This is a genomic window from Streptomyces sp. NPDC048481, assembly GCF_043200075.1.
Lineage (GTDB): Bacteria > Actinomycetota > Actinomycetes > Streptomycetales > Streptomycetaceae > Streptomyces.
On sequence record NZ_JBICXC010000005.1, the window covers coordinates 336256 to 354623 of the forward strand.

The following is an 18368-nucleotide window of genomic DNA, read 5'->3' on the forward strand; positions in this document are numbered from 1 at the left end:
GCCGCGCGGGGCGGTCAGGCGTTGGGGCGGTGCCCCTCCCGGGCGGCCCGGGCCATCTCCTCCAGCCGTGCGAGCATCGGCATGGGGTCCACACCGACGGTGCGGGGCAGCACGTCGGCGATCCGCTCCGGCGTCCAGGGGCCCCCTTCGGCGTAGGCCGAGCGCAGTTCTCTCGGCTGCGCCCACACGGCGATCCTGGGCCCCGCGACGGTGTAGACCTGCCCGGTGACCCCCGCCTCGCGCGCCCGGTCCGACAGCAGGTAGACCACGAAGGCGGCCACGTCCTCGGGCTCGCCCATCTCGGCGAGTTCCATGGGGACGCCGGCCGACATGCGCGTCCGGGCCACGGGGGCCACCGCGTTGGCCGTCACGCCGTACTTGTGCAGGCCCAGCGCGGCGCTGCGCACGAGCGAGATGATCCCGCCCTTGGCGGCGCTGTAGTTGGCCTGGGACACGGAGCCCTGGTGGTTGCCGCTGGTGAAGCCGATGAGGGTGCCGCAGCGCTGCTCGCGCATCACCGCGGACGCGGCCCGGAACACCGTGAACGTGCCCTTGAGATGGGTGGCGACGACCGGGTCCCACTCCTGCTCGGACATGTTGAACAGCATGCGCTCGCGCAGGATCCCGGCCACGCACACGACTCCGTCGAGCCGCCCGTAGGTCCGCAGGGCCGTGTCCACGACGCGCCGGCCGCCCGCCATCGTGGAGATGTCGTCGGCGACGGCGACCGCCTCCCCACCCGCCGCCTCGATCTCCTTGACGACGGCCTCGGCGATCTCGCTGGTGGGTGCGGCCCCGTCCACGCCGACGCCGTAGTCGTTGACGACGACCCGTGCGCCGTGCGCCGCCGCCGCGAGCGCCACCGCCCGTCCGATGCCCCGTCCCGCGCCCGTGACGGCGACGGCCTTGCCGGCCAGGAAGTTCGCCATGCCCGACCCCCTCCCAAAGTTTCTGACGGACCGTTAGATTCTGGATGCGAGGACCAGACTGACCTGTCGGAGAGTCGGGGACAAGCCCCGGGGAGGCACGGAAATGACACTGCCGGCCGAGTTCCGCGACATCGCCGAACGCGTCAACAACTGGGGGCGCTGGGGGCCCGACGACGAGATCGGCACGCTGAACCTGATCACCGACGACGTCGTGCGCGCCGCGGTCGCCGAGGTGCGCACCGGCCGGCGCGTTCCGCTGGCGCTGCCGCTGCGGGAGGACGGCGTGCAGACCGGGCTGATCCCCGGCCGGGTCAACCCGCTGCACGCCATGGTGCAGATCAACCAGGAGATCTTCGGGCCGGCCACGGTGGCGTGCAGCGACGACGCCGTGACGATGGGCCTCCAGGCCGGCACCCACTGGGACGCGCTGTCCCACGTGTCGCACTCGGGCAGGCTCTACAACGGCCGTCCGGCCGCCACGATCACGGCGCACGGGGGAGCCGCGTTCGGCGGCATCGACAAGGCGCCGCACGTCGTCTCGCGCGGGGTGCTGCTCGACGTGGCCCGCGCGCGGGGCGTCGACCGGCTGGCGGGCGGTCACGCGGTCACCCCGCAGGACCTGGACGCGGCGGAGGAACTGGCGGGCACGCGCGTGCGTGCCGGGGACGTGGTGCTCGTGCGCACCGGGCAGATCCAGGTCTATCTGAGCGGCGACCGGCAGGGGTACGGCTTTCCGTCCCCGGGGCTGTCCGTCCGCACGCCCGAGTGGTTCCACGCCCGTGACGTGGCCGCCGTCGCCGACGACACGCTGACGTTCGAGATCTTCCCCCCGGAGATCGAGGACCTGTGGCTGCCCGTGCACGCGCTGCACCTGGTGGAGATGGGGATGCTGCAAGGGCAGAACTGGAATCTCGAAAAGTTGTCCACAGCCTGTGGAGAAACCGGCCGCTACGCCTTCCTGCTGTCGGCGATGCCCGAGCCGTTCGTCGGCGCGACGGGAACCCCGGTGGCGCCGGTGGCCGTGCTCTGAGGACCCCGGGGGCGGCTCCGGGGGCGGCGGGCGCGACGGGCGGGACCGCGCGAGGACGTCGGCCGGCGGTGCGCGGCCGCCCGCCCCGAGCACGGCACCGCACACCGCCATCCGACTCCGGCGTTCCCCCCCCAGCTCCCCTGGGCCCTGAGGAAGCCTTCGACGCCGAATCACGACCCACGCTCGGCAAGGGCTCCCGTCACCGAAGCCCTCGCCGTCCCCTCGCGGCGAATCGCTGCCCACAAGCGTGATCAAACGGACAACGCACGTCAACACCCGGACGGCGATTTGTTACTTACGTCCGATTCACAGTGGGCGCGCACGGAAGCACGGCCGGGCGCACCGTTCCCGGACGGAGGAAGGACCGGCAGCGCCTTCCGCATCCACGCACCGCGCCCCGCCGGGCGTTTCCCGGCCGTGCGCCGCACCGGGCACACGGCCGCGCGCGTGCGCCGACGGCCCGTCACACCACCTCGTAGGCGCGGCCTCCGTAAGCCGGCGCGGGTTTCGGGCGCACCGCGAGGGCGCGTTCGGCCACGACCGGGCACTCGGCGACGCCGCTCCGGTCCGCCGTGATCCGGCCCGGCGCGCCGCAGCGGTCCAGCTCGCACCAGATGCGCTTGCCCGCACCCTCGACGCTCCAGCCCCAGCGGTCCGCGAGCCCGTCGACGAGGGCCAGGCCGCGGCCGCCGGTCGACTCGTCGCCGGCGCACCGGGGGACCGGGGCGCGGTCGCTGGCGTCCGCGACCTCCAGGCGGACGACGGAGGGCTCGCCCGCGACGGCGGGCAGGGAGAGCCGCAGCACCGCCGGACAGCCGGTGTGCACCACCGCGTTGGTGACCAGCTCGGAGACGAGCAGGATCAGCGTCTCGGCGAGCGGCTCCTCGTCCCCTATCCCGGACCCGGCGAGGCGCGAACGGGCCCACCTGCGGGCGCGCCCCACCTCAGCGGGGTCGGGCCGGATCTCCAGCTGCACTTGAAGCACCTGCACCGCTCACACCATCCGAACCGGCGGACACATGGCCGTGCGCCATGCGAACCACGCGAGCCGCGTGGGCACCATGACGACGGGGGCCACGATCGTAGCCATTTTCTGCATGGCCAGAACAACAGCCAGAGGCAGGGTGACGGAACGTGAATCCCTGAGGAGACAGCTTGGTTGACATACAGTCACCCCAACAAGCGCTTCGGGCATATTCCATCGCGAAGGAGTACCCGTGCGGCATACTGTGCGACGCTCGTTGCGGGGAGTCGAACAGGCGGGGGCCCACGGCCCGTCCGCCCTGCGAGCGGCGGCGCGCACCGCCGGATCCGGCACCGCCCCAGGGGCACCGCCGGCATGGCTCATGCTCGGAACCACTCGCATCCCACAGAAGGTACCGGAGCCGCCCGCCGACTCCGGGCCGTGACGGGTCACGCATCGGACACAACCCGGTCTCGACGCTCCGTGACGGCGTTCTGCCACGATCCGCGACATCCCCGCGGACGTCCGCCCGCCGGACCGACCGTCACCGCAGGCAGGCCCCCTGACGGTCCGTCGCGGCCAGCAGATCCCGGGCGAGCAGCTCCTCACTCTCGGTGCCGCCGCCCGCACGGCGGGTACGCACCCAGGCCCGTTTCAGCAGCAGATGGACGTCCGCCTCCCAGGTGAAGCCCATGCCGCCGTGCACCTGGAGGCAGTCGCGCGCGCCGCGCACGGCGGCCTCGTCGGCGAGCAGCCGGGCCGCCGCGATGTCGGCCGGGTCGCCGGTGACGGCGGCCGCGTAGACGGCGGCGCGGGCCGTCTCGACCCGCACCAGCAGTTCCGCGCACAGATGCTTGATCGCCTGGAAGGCCCCGACGGGCCGGCCGAACTGCTCACGCGCCCGGGCGTGTTGCACGGCCAGTTCGCAGGCGCGCGTGGCGGTGCCGAGCTGCTCCGCGGCGGTCAGGAGGATCGCGACGGGATCGGCCGCCCCGCGCGCGGGGACCGTGTGCAGCGGGGTCAGCGGATCCACGCTGTCCAGCGGCACGGCGCCGGCGGCGTCGCCGCGCACGACGTCCGCCCCGGCGAGCCACTCCACCAGGCCGCCGCCGTCGACGGCCGCGACGACCGTCTCCCCCTCGGCCGCGCCGGGCACCTCGCCCGCCGCGAGGTGCGTGGCCAGCAGCGGGCCCGGCAGCAGGGCCCGTCCGGCCTCCTCGAAGACCAACGCCGCTTCCGGCAGCCCGAGTCCCACTCCGCCGTCGGCCTCGGGCAGCCGCAGCGCGAAGAACCCGGCGGCGCCCAGCTCGCGCCACAGCGCCCGGTCCAGGCGCCCCGGCCGGTCCACGGCGGCCCGCAGGGCCTCCCGGTCGAAGCGCCGCCCCAGCAGGGCGCGCACGCCCTCGCGCAGCGCCCGCTGGTCGTCCGTCGGTCGAAAGCGCATGGCGGACGCTCACCTCCCCTTCGGCAGTCCCAGGATCCGTTCGGCCACGATGTCGCGCTGGATCTGCGAGGTGCCGGCCGCGATGGTGTACGACAGCGAGGACAGCCGGTCGCGGACCCAGGGGTGGCCGAGGTCCAGCGCCGTGTCGCCCAGGACCTCGGCGGCGGCGTCGTACAGGTCCTGGCGGGCCTGCGAGTACCGCAGTTTGAACACCGAGCCGCCCACGCCGGGCACTTTGCCCCGGGCGGCCTCCGCCTCGCTCACGTTCCACTGCGTCAGCCGCCACAGCGCCCGGAACTCGGCGTTGAGGCGGCCCAGCCGGCGGCGCAGGGCCGGGTCGTCCCAGCGCCCGTCGCGGCGGGCCCGCGCGGCCAGTTCGCCCAGCACACGCCGGCAGGCGACGACCTCGCCGACGAAGGCGGTGCCGCGCTCGAAGGACAGCGTCACCATCGTCACCCGCCAGCCGTCGTTCTCCGCGCCCACCCGGTCGCCGACCGGCACCCGCACCTCGTCGAGGAAGACCTCGGCGAACTCGGTGGAGCCGGCGAGGGTGCGCAGCGGCCGTACGGTGACGCCCGGGGCGTCCATGCGCAGGGCCAGCCAGGTGATGCCCTTGTGCTTCGGCGCCCGCGGGTCCGTGCGGACGAGGAGTTCGCACCAGTCGGCGACCTCCGCGTGCGAGGTCCAGATCTTGGACCCGCTCACCACGTAGTGGTCGCCGTCGCGCCACGCGCGCGTGCGCAGGGCCGCGAGGTCGGAGCCGGCGCCGGGCTCGCTGAAGCCCTGGCACCAGACCTCCTCGCCGCGCAGGACGGGCGGCAGCCAGCGGGCCCGCTGTTCGGCCGTCCCCTCGGCGGCGATCGTCGGGCCGGCGTGCAGCAGGCCGACGAAGCCGGCCCCCACGTAGGGCGCGCCCGCCCGCTCCGTCTCCTCCAGGAAGATCAGCCGGACGCCGGGCGAGGCCTGCCAGTGCACGTCGGCGTATCCGGCGTCGTACAGGATCCGCTGCCAGCCGAGGTCGTAGGCGCGGCGGCCGGGCCAGTCGTCCGGGGAGGGCTTCGGCGGGAGCGCGGGCAGCGTCTTGGCGAGCCATTCGCGCAGCCGGGCCCGGAACCCGGCGTCCTCGGGGCTGTCCGAGAGGTCCATGGTCCTCGTCCCTCCTTCGGGCGCCGCGCCGGCTACTTGTCGAGGTCCAGGTCGAGCATGCGGATCGCGTTGCCCCGCATCAGCTTGTAGACCGTCTCGTCGTCGAGGCCCTTGACGTGGTCGAGGGCGACCTCCTTGGTGTGCGGGAAGGTCGAGTCCACGTGCGGGTAGTCGGTCTCGAAGGTCGCGTTGTCGCGTCCCACGGCGTCCAGCGAGGCGACGCCGTGCTTGTCGCGGAAGAAGCAGCAGAAGATCTGCCGGTAGTAGTACGTCGACGGCGGCTCGGGCACGAGGTCGCGGACGCCGCCCCACGCGCGGTGCTCCTCCCAGACGTCGTCGGCGCGCTCCAGGGCGTACGGGATCCAGCCCATCTGACCTTCGGAGTAGGCGAGCTTGAGGCGCGGGAAGCGGACCAGGACGCCGCTGAAGAGGTAGTCCATCATCGACGCCATGGCGTTGTTGAACGACAGGGACGCCTGGACGGCCGGGGGCGCGTCCGGTGAGGCGGCGGGCATCTGCGACGACGAGCCGATGTGCATGTTGACGACCGTGCCGGTCTCCTCGCACACGGCGAAGAACGGGTCCCAGTAGCCCGAGTGGATCGACGGCAGCCCGAGGTGGCTGGGGATCTCGGAGAAGGTCACGGCGCGCACCCCGCGGGCCGCGTTGCGCCGGATCTCGGCGACCGCCAGGCCGACGTCCCACAGCGGGATCAGGCACAGCGGGATCAGCCGGCCGCCGCTGCCGCCGCACCACTCCTCGACCATCCAGTCGTTGTAGGCGCGCACACAGGCGAGGGCGACCTCCTTGTCGTGCGCCTCGGCGAAGGTCTGGCCGCAGAAGCGGGGGAAGGTCGGGAAGCACAGCGAGGCCTCGACGTGGTTGAGGTCCATGTCGGCCAGCCGGGCCTGCGGGTCCCAGCAGCCGCGGCGCATCTCCTCGCGGGTGATGCCCTCCAGGGTCATCTCGTCGCGGTCGAAGCCGACGGCGGCGATGTTGCGCTTGTACGGGAACTTCAGGTCCTCGTAGACCCACCAGTCGGTGGGCGGGCCGTCCGGGTCCATGGTGATGCGGTACTTCCCGGCGACGTAGGCGAGTTCGCCGATCCCGGCGGTGAGGGGCTGCGGCCCGCGGTCTCGGTACTTGCGCGGCAGCCAGGTCGCGAAGAGGTGCGCGGGCTCGATCACATGGTCGTCGACGCTGACGATGCGCGGCAGTTCGGTGCTCATGGCTTCCCCTCCGCCCGGTGGCGCGCCGCTCGTCCGGCGCGCCGACCGCAACGCGATCTGATGGACCGTCAGATGCTGTTTTCCCCGCAGGCTAGTCCGCGACCCCTGGACCGACAAGGCGACCGGCCCTACGCTCTGCCGAAAATCTGACGCACCGTCAGCTGACCGCCAGGCCAGGGGGCCTCCGTGACCGACTCCGACACCGCCACCGCCACCGCCCACGAGCTGAGCGGCTCGCGCACGCTGTGGGACCTGCTCGTCCGCCGCGCCGGCCTCACCCCCGGCCGCCGGGTCCTTCTCCAGGAGGAGCGCGCCCTGACCTTCGGCGAGCTGCGCGAGCGGGCCGAGCGCACGGCCGCCGGGCTGTACGGCATGGGCGTGCGCCCCGGCACGGTCGTCGCCTGGCAGCTGCCCACCCGCCTGGAGACCGCCGTCCTGTCCTTCGCCCTGGCCCGGCTCGGGGCCGTGCAGTCGCCCGTCATCCCGTTCTACCGCGACCGCGAGGTGGGCTTCGCGCTGCGCGAGTCCAAGGCGGAGTTCTTCGCGGTGCCGGGCGTCTGGCGCGGCCACGACCACGCCGAGATGGCCCGGCGGCTGGGCGCGAAGGGCGTCTTCGAGGCCTACGACGACCTGCCGGACGGGGATCCGGCCGTCCTCCCGCCGCCGCCCTCCGACGGCGGCGCGGTGCGCTGGATCTACTGGACCTCGGGCACCACCTCCGACCCCAAGGGCGTCCTGCACACCGACCGTTCGCTGATCGCGGGCGGCTCCTGCCTCGCCCACGCCCTGCGGCTGACCCCGGACGACGTCGGCTCGATGGCGTTCCCCTACGCGCACATCGCCGGGCCCGACTACACCGTCATGCTGCTGCTGTACGGCTTCCCGGCGGTGATGTTCGAGCATTTCGCGCTGCCGGACGCGCTGGCGGAGTACCGGCGGCACGGGGTCACGGTCGCGGGCGGTTCGACGGCGTTCTACTCGATGTTCCTCGCCGAGCAGCGCAAGCAGCCGGGCGTTCCCGTGATCCCCACGCTGCGGCTGCTCGCGGGCGGCGGCGCGCCCAAGCCGCCCGAGGTGTACCACGCCGTCGTGCGCGAGATGGGCGTGCAGCTCACCCACGGGTACGGGATGACCGAGGTGCCGATGATCACCATGGGGTCGCCCGACGACACCACCGACAACCTCGCGACGACCGAGGGACGGCCGCCCGCGGGCATGGAGATACGCGTCGTGGACGGGGAGGTGCGGCTGCGCGGGGAGGCCGTGTGCCAGGGGTACCTGGACCCCGCGCAGAGCGCCGAGGCGTTCGACGCGGACGGCTTCCTGCGAACCGGCGACCTCGGGCGGCTGACCGGCAGCGGGCATCTGGTGCTCACCGGGCGGCTGAAGGACGTCATCATCCGCAAGGGGGAGAACGTGTCCGCCAAGGAGATCGAGGACCTGCTGGCCGCCCACCCCGGCGTCGGGGACGTCGCCGTGATCGGCCTGCCCGACGCCGAGCGCGGGGAACGGGTGTGCGCGGTCGTGGAACAGCCGCCCGGCGCGCGGACGCTGACCCTGGAGGCGGTCGCCTCGTACCTGCGCGCGGCGGGACTGTCCGTGCACAAGCTGCCCGAGCAGCTGGAGCTGGTGGACGCCCTGCCGCGCAACGACACGCTCCGCAAGGTCCTCAAGTACAAGCTGCGCGAACGCTACGCGCGGCCCGCCCGGCCGCCGGCCGCCGGCGATCCGGGGACGGCTATTCGGGGACGGTGAAGTAGCGCGCGAAGGCGGGGACGATCTCCGCCTCGCCGACCTTGCCGTCCGCGTCGGCGTCGAGGACGGCGGCGGCCCCGCGGGCGACCTCGTCGGGCGCTCCGAGGGCGTGCAGCACCCGGACGGTGTCCTCGACCGTCGCCCGGCCGTCGCCGTCGGCGTCCGCGACGTCCAGGGCGGCGTGCAGGAAGGGGCGGGCGATCTCCGCGAACCGCTCCGGGTTGTCCCGCAGCCGCTTGACCGCGCTGTTCACGAACTCGTCCCGGCTGATGCGCTGGTCGCCGTCCCGGTCCGCGATCCCGGCCATGCCCTGCCAGAACGCCTCGGCCCCCGCGTACAGCGCCTGCCCCTTGTCGGAGCGGGCCGCGGTCGAGAACTCCGCGAGCACCGCCTTGGCCGCGGCGGCGAAGTCCACGCGGTCGATGTAGCCGTTGCCGTCCTGGTCGAAGGTGGCGAACCGGGCGGCGATCCTGCGCTCGTACTCACTGCTGACCATGTCTGCTCGGGCCGCCTTACGTCGTCACGTCGTGGGGTGGGTGGTGATGCCTGCGGGCGGGCGCCGAGGGTGGTGCGGGTGGCGCCGCCCGGTGGGTCGGGCTCTGAAGATGTCTCCGGGCCCGTGTCCGGGAGGGTTCCCGGCCGGTGCCCGCGGGGGTTTCCCGGCCGTGTGCCGGAGGGTTTTCCGGCGCGCGGACGGGAGTGCTTCCGGCAGGGAGCGTACGACGCCGGGGACGTCCGGGCGGCCGGAAGGGGCCGGCTGTGGCGAGACCGGGGGAATTCCGGGACACACGTGTGGCCCGGCGGGGGCACGGCTCACGCCGAGAGGGGCTCGGTCCCGTCGTCCACGGCGTCGGCGAGATCGCCGTAGACGTCGAACAGACGGCGCACGCCCAGCGCGCCCAGGACCCGGTTGACGTGGGAGCCGTCGGCCGCGCCGTGCGCGGGGAGGATCAGCCGCAGCCGTCCCCGGCAGGAGCGGATCAGCCTGCGGGCCGCGATCAGCACGCCGACGCCGCTGGAGTCGCAGAAGTACACGTCGGAGAGGTCGAGGACGAGACGGTGGCGGCCCTCGGCCACCTCGTCGTGCACCCGTTGCCGCAGCACGGGCGACGTCACCAGGTCCAGCTCGCCGGACACGTGGAGCACGGCCCATCCGCCCTGCTCGCCGCCGGTCACCGTGAAGGCCACCACCACGCCCTTCGTTCGCTGTAGCTGGCTGGGAACGGAAGCTGTCCCTTCGCTTCCTTGCAGCGCGGCTGCCCAGCGGCCGTGCCCCGAAACACCGGCGTGAAAACAGAAACAAACAGAAAGAGGCTTGTTCCTGTCATATCCAGTCCGGTTCGATCCATGCCTGTCGGGTAGGTGCCGCCCATACCACTCCCTGACGGGCAGGGGGCGCACATTGCAACAAAGGGGCGTGCATTGTCGTACGTGCCGACTACATTCGAGGAGACGGCGGACGCACGCTGGACACACGCGAGACCGAAGGACGCACGGCCAGAGGGACGGACACGGGTGAGGGGGCCGCATGGCGAAAAAGGACGCACCGCCCCGCTGGGACCGCAAGATGCAGCAGCGGCTCGCGCGCGGTGAGGCGGCCGCCCTCGGCGAGCTCTACGACCGGTTCGCTTCGCTCGTGCACGGTCTCGCCCACCGCGTGCTCGGAGACGAACGCGCGGCCGACGGCATCACCCGCGAGGTCTTCGCCCACGTCTGGGAGCATCCCGACGCCTACGACCCCCGGCAGGGCCCGCTGCGCACCTGGGTCGCCGCGCTGACCCACCGTCTCGCCGTGCAGCGGCTGCGCGCCACCGAGACCGCCGCGCTGGCCGAGACCGGCCGCGGCTCGGCCAAGGCGCGCGAGGAACTGGAGCACCGGGTGCGGCACGCGTCCGTCGCCGCCCGCGCCGACTACATCGTCCAGGCCATGCCCGCGCCCCTGCGCGCCGCCCTGGAACTGGCCTACTTCCAGCGCCGCGACTACCGCCAGACCGCGGCCGACCTCGGCGTCACCGAGGACGAGGCGCGCCGCCGGCTCCGCCTGGGCCTCCAACTGCTCTCCACGGCCCACGACACCGCGGCCCCCGGAGCCCCGCCCGGATACGGGGGTGCCGCGTGAGCGACGCGAGCATCCGGCCGTCGTACGACGGCGGCGAGGGCGACGAACGGAACGGAGGCGGCGAAGAGGGCCGAGGGAGCGAGGGCGGCCAGGACGGAACGGCCTGGGAGGACGGGAAAGACGGGAACACCGCGGAAGCCGGGGAAGACAGGGTGCCCACCGGGATGAACGGGCCGGACGACAGCGGACCGGGTGGACCGGGAGGGCCGGGAGGGCCGGGAGGCCCCGGCGGCGGCGGTGACGGCGGTGGCCGGGACGTCGCCTCCGGCTCCGGGGCCGGCCGGCCGGCGCGCATACCGCTGCCCCGCGCGTCCGTCGAGGACGGCGGGCTGCCGCTGCCCGCCGCGCCCGCCCCGGACCTCCCGCAGCCGCTCCGGCTGGAGCACCGGGTACTCAAGTCGCTGCTGGGCGCATGGGCGTTGGCGGCCTGCTCCGCCGAGGAGACGGCGGCCGTCGAGGAGCACCTCGGGGACTGCGGCGCGTGCGCCGACGAGGCACGGCGGCTGCGCGAGGCGGTCGGCCTGCTGCAACGCCCGGAGAGCCTCGACCTGGACCCGGGACTGCGCACCCGCGTCCTCGACGGCTGCCTGACCCGTCGTCCGCCCCGGATCCCGGTGCCGCGCTGGGCGCAGTCGTACGACGCCGAGACCGCGCGGCTGGACGCCCTGCTCCAGGACTTCGGGGACGCCGAGTGGCACGCTCCCGTGCGGCTGCGCTGGTTCCGCGGCCAGGAGGCCACCAGCCGGCGGACCACGGTCGCCGGGGTCATCGCCCATCTGCTCGCGGTGGACGGGCTGGTCGCCCTGGCCCTGGGGCTCGACGACCCGCTGGAGACGGGCGGGGCACGGGACACGGACGGGGCACGCGAGACGGGCGCGGACGGCCCGGACGCGCCCCCGGGCACGCCCGCGCGCCGCACCGAGGCCTTCTGGGCCGGCTCGCGCTTCCCGCCGACCCGCTCCGTGCGCGGCCCCTGGCGCGAACAGACCCACGCCCTGGTCCGCACGGCGGCCTTCACCGGCGGAGAGGGCGAGGGCGCCATGCCGGTGTCCTACGGCGGCTTCGAACTGCCCCTGCGGGACGCCATGCTGGACCGCGCATTCGAGTGCTGGGTGCACGCCGAGGACATCGCCGACGCGGTCGACTACCCGTACGCGCCGCCCGCTCCCCGCCATCTGCACGGCATGATCGACCTGGCCGCCCGGATGCTGCCGGAGACGCTCGCGGCCCGCCGCCGCGCCGGGCTCGCCGCTCCCTCGCACCACACCCGCCACCTGGTGAGCGCCGGCCGTCCCGGCCGCAGCCTGCGGCTGGAGATCGAGGGCTCGGGCGGCGGCCAGTGGCTGATCCCCCTCGACTCACCGGCCGCGGTGGGCTCAGCCGACCACGAGGTGGCCCATGTGGCCCTGGACGACGTGGAGTTCTGCCGTCTCGCCGCGGGCCATGTGTCGCCCGAGGAAGCGGCGGCCGGGCAGCTCGGCGACCGCGAGGCGATCCGCGACGTGCTGTTCGCGGCGGCGAGCCTGAGCCGCATGTAGGCGGCAGGCGGGGGGAGGCGGCCCAGGCACCCGGACGGGCCGGAAGCCGGGACGCCTACGGGAAGACGACCGTGCGCCGGCCGTTGAGCAGGATGCGGCGCTCCGCATGCCACTTGACGGCCCTGGCCAGCGCCTGGCACTCCACGTCCCGCCCGATGGCGACGAGCTGGTCGGGCGTGACGCCGTGGCCCACCCGCTCGACCTCCTGCTCGATGATCGGCCCCTCGTCGAGGTCGGCCGTCACGTAGTGCGCCGTCGCGCCGATCAGCTTCACGCCCCGGGCGTGCGCCTGGTGGTACGGCTTCGCGCCCTTGAAGCTCGGCAGGAACGAGTGGTGGATGTTGATGATCCGGCCGCTGAGCTGCTTGCACAGGTCGTCGGAGAGGACCTGCATGTAGCGGGCGAGGACGACCAGTTCGACGTCCTGCTCCCGGACCAGCTCCAGCAGCCGCGCCTCGGCCTGCGCCTTGGTCTCCTTCGTCACCGGGATGTGGTGGAAGGGGATGTCGTACGAGCCCACCAGCTCGGCGAAGTCGGTGTGGTTGGAGACCACGGCCGCGATCTCCACCGGCAGCGCGCCGATGCTGGCGCGGAACAAGAGGTCGTTCAGGCAGTGCCCGAACTTGCTGACCATGAGGACGATGCGCATCCGGTCGTCGGCCCGGTTGATGTGCCAGTCCATGTGGAAGGAGTCGCCGATCGCGGCGAAGCTCGCCCGCAGCTTGTCCACGGTCACCGGGGACTCGGCGGAGAAGTGGACGCGCAGGAAGAACAGACCCGTGTCGTGGTCGCCGAACTGCTGACTGTCCTCGATGTTGCAGCCGGTCATGAAGAGGTAGCTCGACACGGCGTGCACGATGCCCTGTTTGTCGGGGCAGGAGAGCGTGAGGACGTACTGGTCGGCGGGGTTCGCCGGGGCTCGGCCGGACTGCGCGTTCATGCCCGACAGGGTCCCATACCGCCCGTCGCCGTGGACAGCCGTCCCGCAGGGCGGAACGCGGGCGGCCGCCCGGCCTCCCCGTGCCCCTTCCGGCTCCAGCGCGCTCCTACGCCGCCCGCGTCATGATCCGCAGGACCTCCAGCGTCCGGGGCGGCGCGTCCGGGTCGTCGCCGTCGCTCGCCGCCATGCGCACGTGTGCGTCCCGCGCCGCCCGCACCGCGTCGGGCCAGGCCTGGTGGTCGACGTACGCGGAGACCGGGGCGTCCGGCCCGACCTGGTGCATGATCCGCAGCACGCGCAGCACGGCGGTGTCGACGAGGGCCGCCTCCTGCGAGTCGCGGAAGATCGTCCCGACGTACTTCTCGGCCGACCAGTTGTCGAGCCAGGTGTCCTCGACCAGGCGGTACACGGCGTCGGTGACGTCCCCGTACCCCTCGACGCCGGCGAGCCAGACGTTCTGCTGGAACACCGGATCGGAGAGCATGTGCAGCGCGGAGCGCACATTGCTGCGCCAGCGCCACCACGGCATGTCGTTGAGTGGCATGCCGCCCATGGTGAACGAGCGGCGGCCGCGACGGGAAGAGTTCTCCGAACCTTGCACGGTCACCGATCGTACGTTTCGTCACCCCAGGAGCTTCACGGGCCCCTGAGGTTCACCGCTGCGTCACCGACCATGGACCGAGGGTCACCGGTCAGAGCTGGGTGGGGCCGCGCTGGGTGAGGCCGTACTTCTTCGCGATCTCGTTCCAGAGCTTGGCGGCCCGGCTCTTCTGGGCGCTCGCGGTGCCGCTCGCCCGGTTGCCCGCCTGCGCCTCCCCGGTCGCGCGGGCCGAACCCTTGCGGCAGTTCTTCTTCTTGTCGCCGTTGACCTGGTCGGCCCAGGCGGCGTAGTGCTCGTCGGCCGAGGCGGACGCCTGCCAGGCCTTGGTGAGCGCGACGGTCAGCGCGTCGTGGTCCGGCAGCCGGTCCACCTTCAGCGCGGACAGCCTCGTGACCAGGCCGGTGCGCTGCCCGGCCGCGTCCCGCAGGTCCGAGGCGGCCTGCGAGAGGTTGTCGCACGACTTCACCGAGGCCACCGCGCTGATCACGCCGGCCCGGCTGCTCCCGCTGTCGGCCAGCAGCTTGTCGAGTTCGACGGCCTGCTGCCGGGCTCCGTCGGCGGACGTCGACGCGGAGCCCCCGGTCACGGGCGCGGATGCGGCGACGGTCTGGCCGGCGCCGCCCTTGTCGCCGCCGCCGCCCGCGAGCAGCGCGCCCGCGCCGACCCCGACGACCGCCAGCGCCACGCCGACCGCCGCGAACAGCGGCACGCGCGAGCGCGTACGGCCCTCGCCGGCGTCCCCGCCCTCGCCGGCGCGCGCCCCGCGTCTGCCGCCCGCAGCCGGACCGCCGGGCGGGACGGGGGCGGACTGCCCGTAGGAGGGCTGGGCGTAGGAGGACTGGGGGGAACGGGCGGCCGGTCCGGCTCCGTACCCCTGGGGGCCGCCGTGTCCGGGGCCGTCCGGCTCGCTGAAGCGCGGGAGCTGCTGCGTGGACCCGGCCTGGCCGTCGCCGCCTCCTCCGTCGCGGAAGAGGTTCTCGAACCCGGCGGGCGGCTGCGCCTCCCCGCCGCCCTGGCCCGGGACCGGCGGAATGTACTGGGTGGCCTCGGAGTCGGGGTGCGCGCCGGGCTGTGCGCCCGGGAACGCTCCCGTGCCGGGCATCGGCCCGGCGGTGCCGCGCGGGGCGCGGCCGAGGAAGTGGGTCGACTCGGCCGGGCTCTCGGGCGGCAGCGCGCCCGGTGCGACCGGCGGGAGGTACTGCGTCGCGCCGTCGCCGGCGGGCACGGGCGGTATGTACTGCGTGGCGCCCTCGTCGGCCGGGACCGGAGGTATGTACTGGGTCGCGCCCTCGTCGGCCGGGACCGGAGGTATGTACTGGGTCGCGCCCTCGTCGGCCGGGTTCACCGCGGGCGGCAGCGGCGCGCCCGCGCCGTACGCGGCGCCGCCCGGGGCGGCCTCCGGCGGGAGCGGGCCCGGCCCCGCCTGCGCGCCGCCGTTCCAGGCCGCCTGGGAGCCGTTCCACCCCTCCTGCCGTACCGCGTCCGGGTCCGGCCGGCCCGCCGGGGCCTGCCAGCCCTGGGCGGACTGCTGCGGGGCGGATGTCTGCCGGTCCGGGCCCCAGGGCTGTCCCCAGGTCTGCCCGCCGGACGGCGCCGGCCCTCCGCCGTCCTGCTGCCCGAAGTCCTGGCGTCCGTAATCCTGGCGTCCGTAGTCCTGCGGACCGGGTTGCGGCTGCGGCTGCGCTCCGGGCTGCCCGTAGGCCGGCTGCTGCCCGTACTGCTGCTGCCCGTGGTCGGGCCGGCCCTGTCCGCCTGGCTGCCCGTACTCCTGGCGTGCCGGGTCCTGCTGCCCGTACTGCCGGGCGCCGTACCCGCCGGACTGCCCGCCCTGCTGCGGGCCCGGCCGGTCTCCCGGCCTCGGCACGCTCGGCGTCATTCCCGGCAGCAGGGGTTCCCCGCCGTCGGAGGGCAGCACGATGCCTTCGCGCGCGGGCTGCGCCGAGGGCTCCTCGCCCTGTCCACTCTGCGTCACCGGGACTCCTACGAATGGGGGACCTTCGGAATCGTCGGCTCACGCTACCGGGTCCCCGGAACCCCGTGCCACGCAGCTCAGATCCCGACCTGCCGCTTCAGGGCCGGACAGTGACGTTCCCGACAGATCCGGAGCGCCGTGCGCCGCGTCCGCCGCCCTCCCGGGGACGGACGCCGTTGCCGCAGCGGCGCCCCACCCGTTCACGCCGCGGTCTGCAACTCCAGCCGCGCGCCGAACTCCCGTACCACCGACTCCTCCCGGAACGGTTCCAGCCGCTGCTGAAGATCCTCCAGATACTCCGCACCCCGGTTGGAGCGGAGCGTCCCCAGCAACTCGACCGCCTTCAGGCCGGTGTTGCAGGCCTGCTCGATCTCGCGCTGCTGCACCTGCGCCGTGGCCAGCAGGACGTACCCGATCGCACGCCGCCGGGCACGGCCGGGCGGATGCCCCGCCAGCGACTGCTCGGCGCAGCGCGCCGCCGCCTCCGCCTGACCGAGGTCGCGGTGGCAGTGCGCCAACTCGTCGGCCAGGTAGGCCTCGTCGAAGTGCGCGATCCACGCCGGGTCGTCGCCTGCGGTCCGGTCCGCCGCCTCCAGTGCGGACACCGCCCGCCCGGAAGCCGCCTGCGCGCCCCGGACGTCCCCGAGCAGGGCGTGCCCGCGCGCCTCCGCGGCGAGGAACATGGCCTCCGCGCGCGGGGTCACCCGCCCACGCGTCCCCTCCTGCGCCGCCCGCGCCAACTGGGCGATCTCACGCGGGTTCCCGAGCTGCGCGGCGAGGTGGCTCATGGAGGCGGCGAGGACGTATCCGCCGTAGCCGCGGTCGCCGGCCGCCTGGGCCAGCCGCAGCGCCTGGATGTAGTACCGCTGGGCGAGGCCCGGTTGACCGGTGTCGACGGCCATGTACCCGGCGAGTTCGGTCAACCGGGCCACGGCCGCGAAGAGTTCACGGCCGACCGCCTCCCGGTAGGAGCCGGCGAGCAGCCCGGAGACGACGCTGTTGAGGTAGTGCACGACGACCGGGCGCACATGCCCGCTGCCGTACTGGTGGTCCAGTTCGACCAGGGCCTGCGTCATCGCCTTGACGGCCGCCACGTCGGACTGGCCCACGCGAGGGCCCGCGGACCGCGCCACCTGCGCGTCGGGCGCGGAGATCAGCCAGTCGCGGCTCGGCTCGACCAGCGCCGAGGCGGCCACCGACGAGCCGGACAGGAAGTCGCGGCGGCCCACGTCGCTGCGCCACAGCTCGCAGACCTGCTCGATGGCCCCCAGCACCGTCGGCGAGAACTGAAGCCCCACGCCCGAGGCGAGGTTCTTGCCGTTGGCCATGCCGATCTCGTCGATCGTGACCGTGCGGCCGAGCTTGCGGCCCAGCGCCTCCGCGATGATCGCCGGAGCGCGCCCCCGGGGCTGCTGCCCGCGCAGCCAACGGGCCACGGACGTCTTGTCGTAGCGCAGGTCGAGACCGTGCTCCGCGCCGCACATGTTGACGCGGCGGGCGAGCCCGGCGTTCGAGCACCCCGCCTCCTGGATGAGCGCCTGCAGCCGTTCGTTCGGCTGCCGCGCGACTAGCGGCCTTGCGGCCATGGGCACTACCCCCTGTGGCTGCGGTGACCGGGGCGGCGGGTGCCCGCCCACACACCGAGTTGACGTGTCTTGCACCGAAAAGTTCCGGCCGAGCAGATCAATGCCCCACCGACCGGCCGAAAATGCGAGGCATGTGAGGATTGCCGATGATTGCCCCGCAATGACGTGCGGCACCGGTCGTGGCCGAGCCATGCCGTGCCGTGTGCCGTGTCGTGCCGGGTGATGCCGTGCCGGGTGATGTCGTGTGCTGCCGTGTCGCTGCGGAGAATCGCCGGTCGCCGACGGAAAGCCGCCCCCGCTACCTGGATACCCGTTCCCGCGCCCGTTCCTCCCGCGCGCCCCCGCACATGCACCCATGCGCCCCGGACGCCGAATCGATGCTCCTCCCCCGCGCATCGGCGGCGGGCGTAACCCCTGGTGACCGCTAGAGTTGTGTTCATCGTGGAAGAGACCATCGCGGGCGCCGAAGCCACTCAAATCCCGAAGCAGCGCGGGGAATCGCTGCTCGAGACCGCTGTTCGCTACGCCGAGGAACGTCATTGGGACGTCTTCCCCGGCACCTGGCTGGAAGCCGTCGACGGGGTGCAGCTCTGCTCCTGCGGCGACGGCGCGTGCGCCGCCCCCGGGGCGCACGCCGCCCGGCCCGACTGGGCGACGCAGGCGACCGGCAGTGCGACGGTCGCGCGCCGGATGTGGCAGAAGCAGCCCACGGCCTCGATCCTGCTCCCCACCGGTCGCACCTTCGACGCGATCTCCGTGCCGGAGACGGCCGGGTTCCTCGCGCTGGCCCGCATGGAGCGCATGGAGCTGACGCTCGGCCCGGTGACCCTGACGCCGGACCGGCGGATGCAGTTCTTCGTGCTGCCGGGCGCGTCGGCCAAGGTGCCGGAGCTGGTGCGCAAGCTGGGCTGGTCGCCGGCCGCCCTGGATCTCGTGACGCTCGGCGAGGGCACGTACGTCGCCGCGCCGCCCACCCGGTTCGGGTCCCGCGGGGCCGTGCAGTGGGCCTGCCGGCCGACCGCCGCGAACCGCTGGCTGCCGGACGCCGAGGAGTTGATCTCACCGCTCGCCTACGCGTGCGGGCGGGACCGGTAGAGGGGTCTCCCGCAGCTCAT

General features: G+C 73.9%; 16 protein-coding genes. 5 read left to right on the forward strand and 11 right to left on the reverse strand.

Annotation, left to right across the window (positions count from 1 at the left end; genetic code table 11):
- Window positions 1-14: 14 nt before the first annotated feature.
- Window positions 15-929 carry an SDR family oxidoreductase gene (locus tag ACGFSH_RS18425; RefSeq protein WP_393349664.1) on the reverse strand — a complete coding sequence of 305 codons (915 nt, stop codon included), beginning with the start codon at window positions 927-929 and terminating at the stop codon, window positions 15-17.
- Between the two features lie 103 nt (window positions 930-1032).
- On the opposite strand from ACGFSH_RS18425, the gene ACGFSH_RS18430 reads away from it, so the two are divergent.
- Entirely contained in the window at window positions 1033-1959 is a 927-nt protein-coding gene (locus ACGFSH_RS18430) for a cyclase family protein (protein WP_393349666.1), read from the forward strand.
- 463 nt (window positions 1960-2422) lie between these two features.
- Here ACGFSH_RS18430 and ACGFSH_RS18435 read toward each other — a convergent pair whose 3' ends face one another.
- From ACGFSH_RS18435 to ACGFSH_RS18450, 4 genes are all read right to left on the reverse strand, one after another.
- Window positions 2423-2935: an ATP-binding protein gene (locus tag ACGFSH_RS18435; RefSeq protein ID WP_393350056.1), complete on the reverse strand. Its 513-nt coding sequence runs from the start codon at window positions 2933-2935 to the stop codon at window positions 2423-2425.
- A gap of 532 nt (window positions 2936-3467) precedes the next feature.
- Complete coding sequence (locus tag ACGFSH_RS18440) at window positions 3468-4367, reverse strand: acyl-CoA dehydrogenase family protein (RefSeq protein ID WP_393349668.1); 900 nt, start codon at window positions 4365-4367, stop codon at window positions 3468-3470.
- Between the two features lie 9 nt (window positions 4368-4376).
- Entirely contained in the window at window positions 4377-5513 is a 1137-nt protein-coding gene (locus ACGFSH_RS18445; protein ID WP_393349670.1) for an acyl-CoA dehydrogenase family protein, read from the reverse strand.
- A gap of 32 nt (window positions 5514-5545) precedes the next feature.
- The gene (locus ACGFSH_RS18450) at window positions 5546-6742 is read right to left on the reverse strand and encodes an amidohydrolase family protein (protein ID WP_393349672.1); all 1197 of its coding nucleotides are present in this window, start codon (window positions 6740-6742) and stop codon (window positions 5546-5548) included.
- Window positions 6743-6928: 186 nt separating this feature from the next.
- Between ACGFSH_RS18450 and ACGFSH_RS18455 the strand changes: the two genes are divergently transcribed.
- On the forward strand, window positions 6929-8497 hold the full coding sequence (locus tag ACGFSH_RS18455) for a class I adenylate-forming enzyme family protein (protein WP_393349674.1): 1569 nt from the start codon (window positions 6929-6931) through the stop codon (window positions 8495-8497).
- On the opposite strand, the gene ACGFSH_RS18460 is transcribed toward ACGFSH_RS18455, so the two are convergent.
- Both ACGFSH_RS18460 and ACGFSH_RS18465 read right to left on the reverse strand, forming a co-directional pair.
- A complete protein-coding gene (locus ACGFSH_RS18460; RefSeq protein ID WP_329411113.1) occupies window positions 8481-8993 on the reverse strand; it encodes an EF-hand domain-containing protein in 513 nt (170 codons plus the stop codon). The two genes, ACGFSH_RS18455 and ACGFSH_RS18460, sit on opposite strands and share 17 nt — an antisense overlap.
- 317 nt (window positions 8994-9310) lie before the next feature.
- Entirely contained in the window at window positions 9311-9691 is a 381-nt protein-coding gene (locus ACGFSH_RS18465; RefSeq protein ID WP_361351041.1) for an STAS domain-containing protein, read from the reverse strand.
- A gap of 334 nt (window positions 9692-10025) precedes the next feature.
- Here ACGFSH_RS18465 and ACGFSH_RS18470 point away from each other — a divergent pair, with 334 nt between their 5' ends.
- Window positions 10026-10616, forward strand: a complete 591-nt coding sequence (locus ACGFSH_RS18470; RefSeq protein ID WP_393349676.1) for a sigma-70 family RNA polymerase sigma factor — start codon at window positions 10026-10028, stop codon at window positions 10614-10616.
- Window positions 10617-10780: 164 nt separating this feature from the next.
- Window positions 10781-12154 carry a zf-HC2 domain-containing protein gene (locus tag ACGFSH_RS18475; protein WP_393350058.1) on the forward strand — a complete coding sequence of 458 codons (1374 nt, stop codon included), beginning with the start codon at window positions 10781-10783 and terminating at the stop codon, window positions 12152-12154.
- 55 nt (window positions 12155-12209) lie between these two features.
- Here the strand turns inward: ACGFSH_RS18475 and purU are convergent, their stop codons facing one another.
- From purU to ACGFSH_RS18495, 4 genes are all read right to left on the reverse strand, one after another.
- Window positions 12210-13094, reverse strand: a complete 885-nt coding sequence (gene purU, locus ACGFSH_RS18480; protein ID WP_393349678.1) for a formyltetrahydrofolate deformylase — start codon at window positions 13092-13094, stop codon at window positions 12210-12212.
- Between the two features lie 106 nt (window positions 13095-13200).
- Window positions 13201-13701, reverse strand: coding sequence for a hypothetical protein (locus ACGFSH_RS18485; protein ID WP_393349680.1), 501 nt, complete (start codon window positions 13699-13701; stop codon window positions 13201-13203).
- Window positions 13702-13786: 85 nt separating this feature from the next.
- On the reverse strand, window positions 13787-15667 hold the full coding sequence (locus ACGFSH_RS18490; RefSeq protein WP_393349682.1) for a hypothetical protein: 1881 nt from the start codon (window positions 15665-15667) through the stop codon (window positions 13787-13789).
- A 200-nt stretch (window positions 15668-15867) separates the two neighbouring features.
- Window positions 15868-17253, reverse strand: a complete 1386-nt coding sequence (locus tag ACGFSH_RS18495) for a transcriptional regulator (protein WP_393349684.1) — start codon at window positions 17251-17253, stop codon at window positions 15868-15870.
- A gap of 432 nt (window positions 17254-17685) precedes the next feature.
- On the opposite strand from ACGFSH_RS18495, the gene ACGFSH_RS18500 reads away from it, so the two are divergent.
- The gene (locus ACGFSH_RS18500) at window positions 17686-18348 is read left to right on the forward strand and encodes a bifunctional DNA primase/polymerase (protein WP_393349686.1); all 663 of its coding nucleotides are present in this window, start codon (window positions 17686-17688) and stop codon (window positions 18346-18348) included.
- Window positions 18349-18368: the final 20 nt, after the last annotated feature.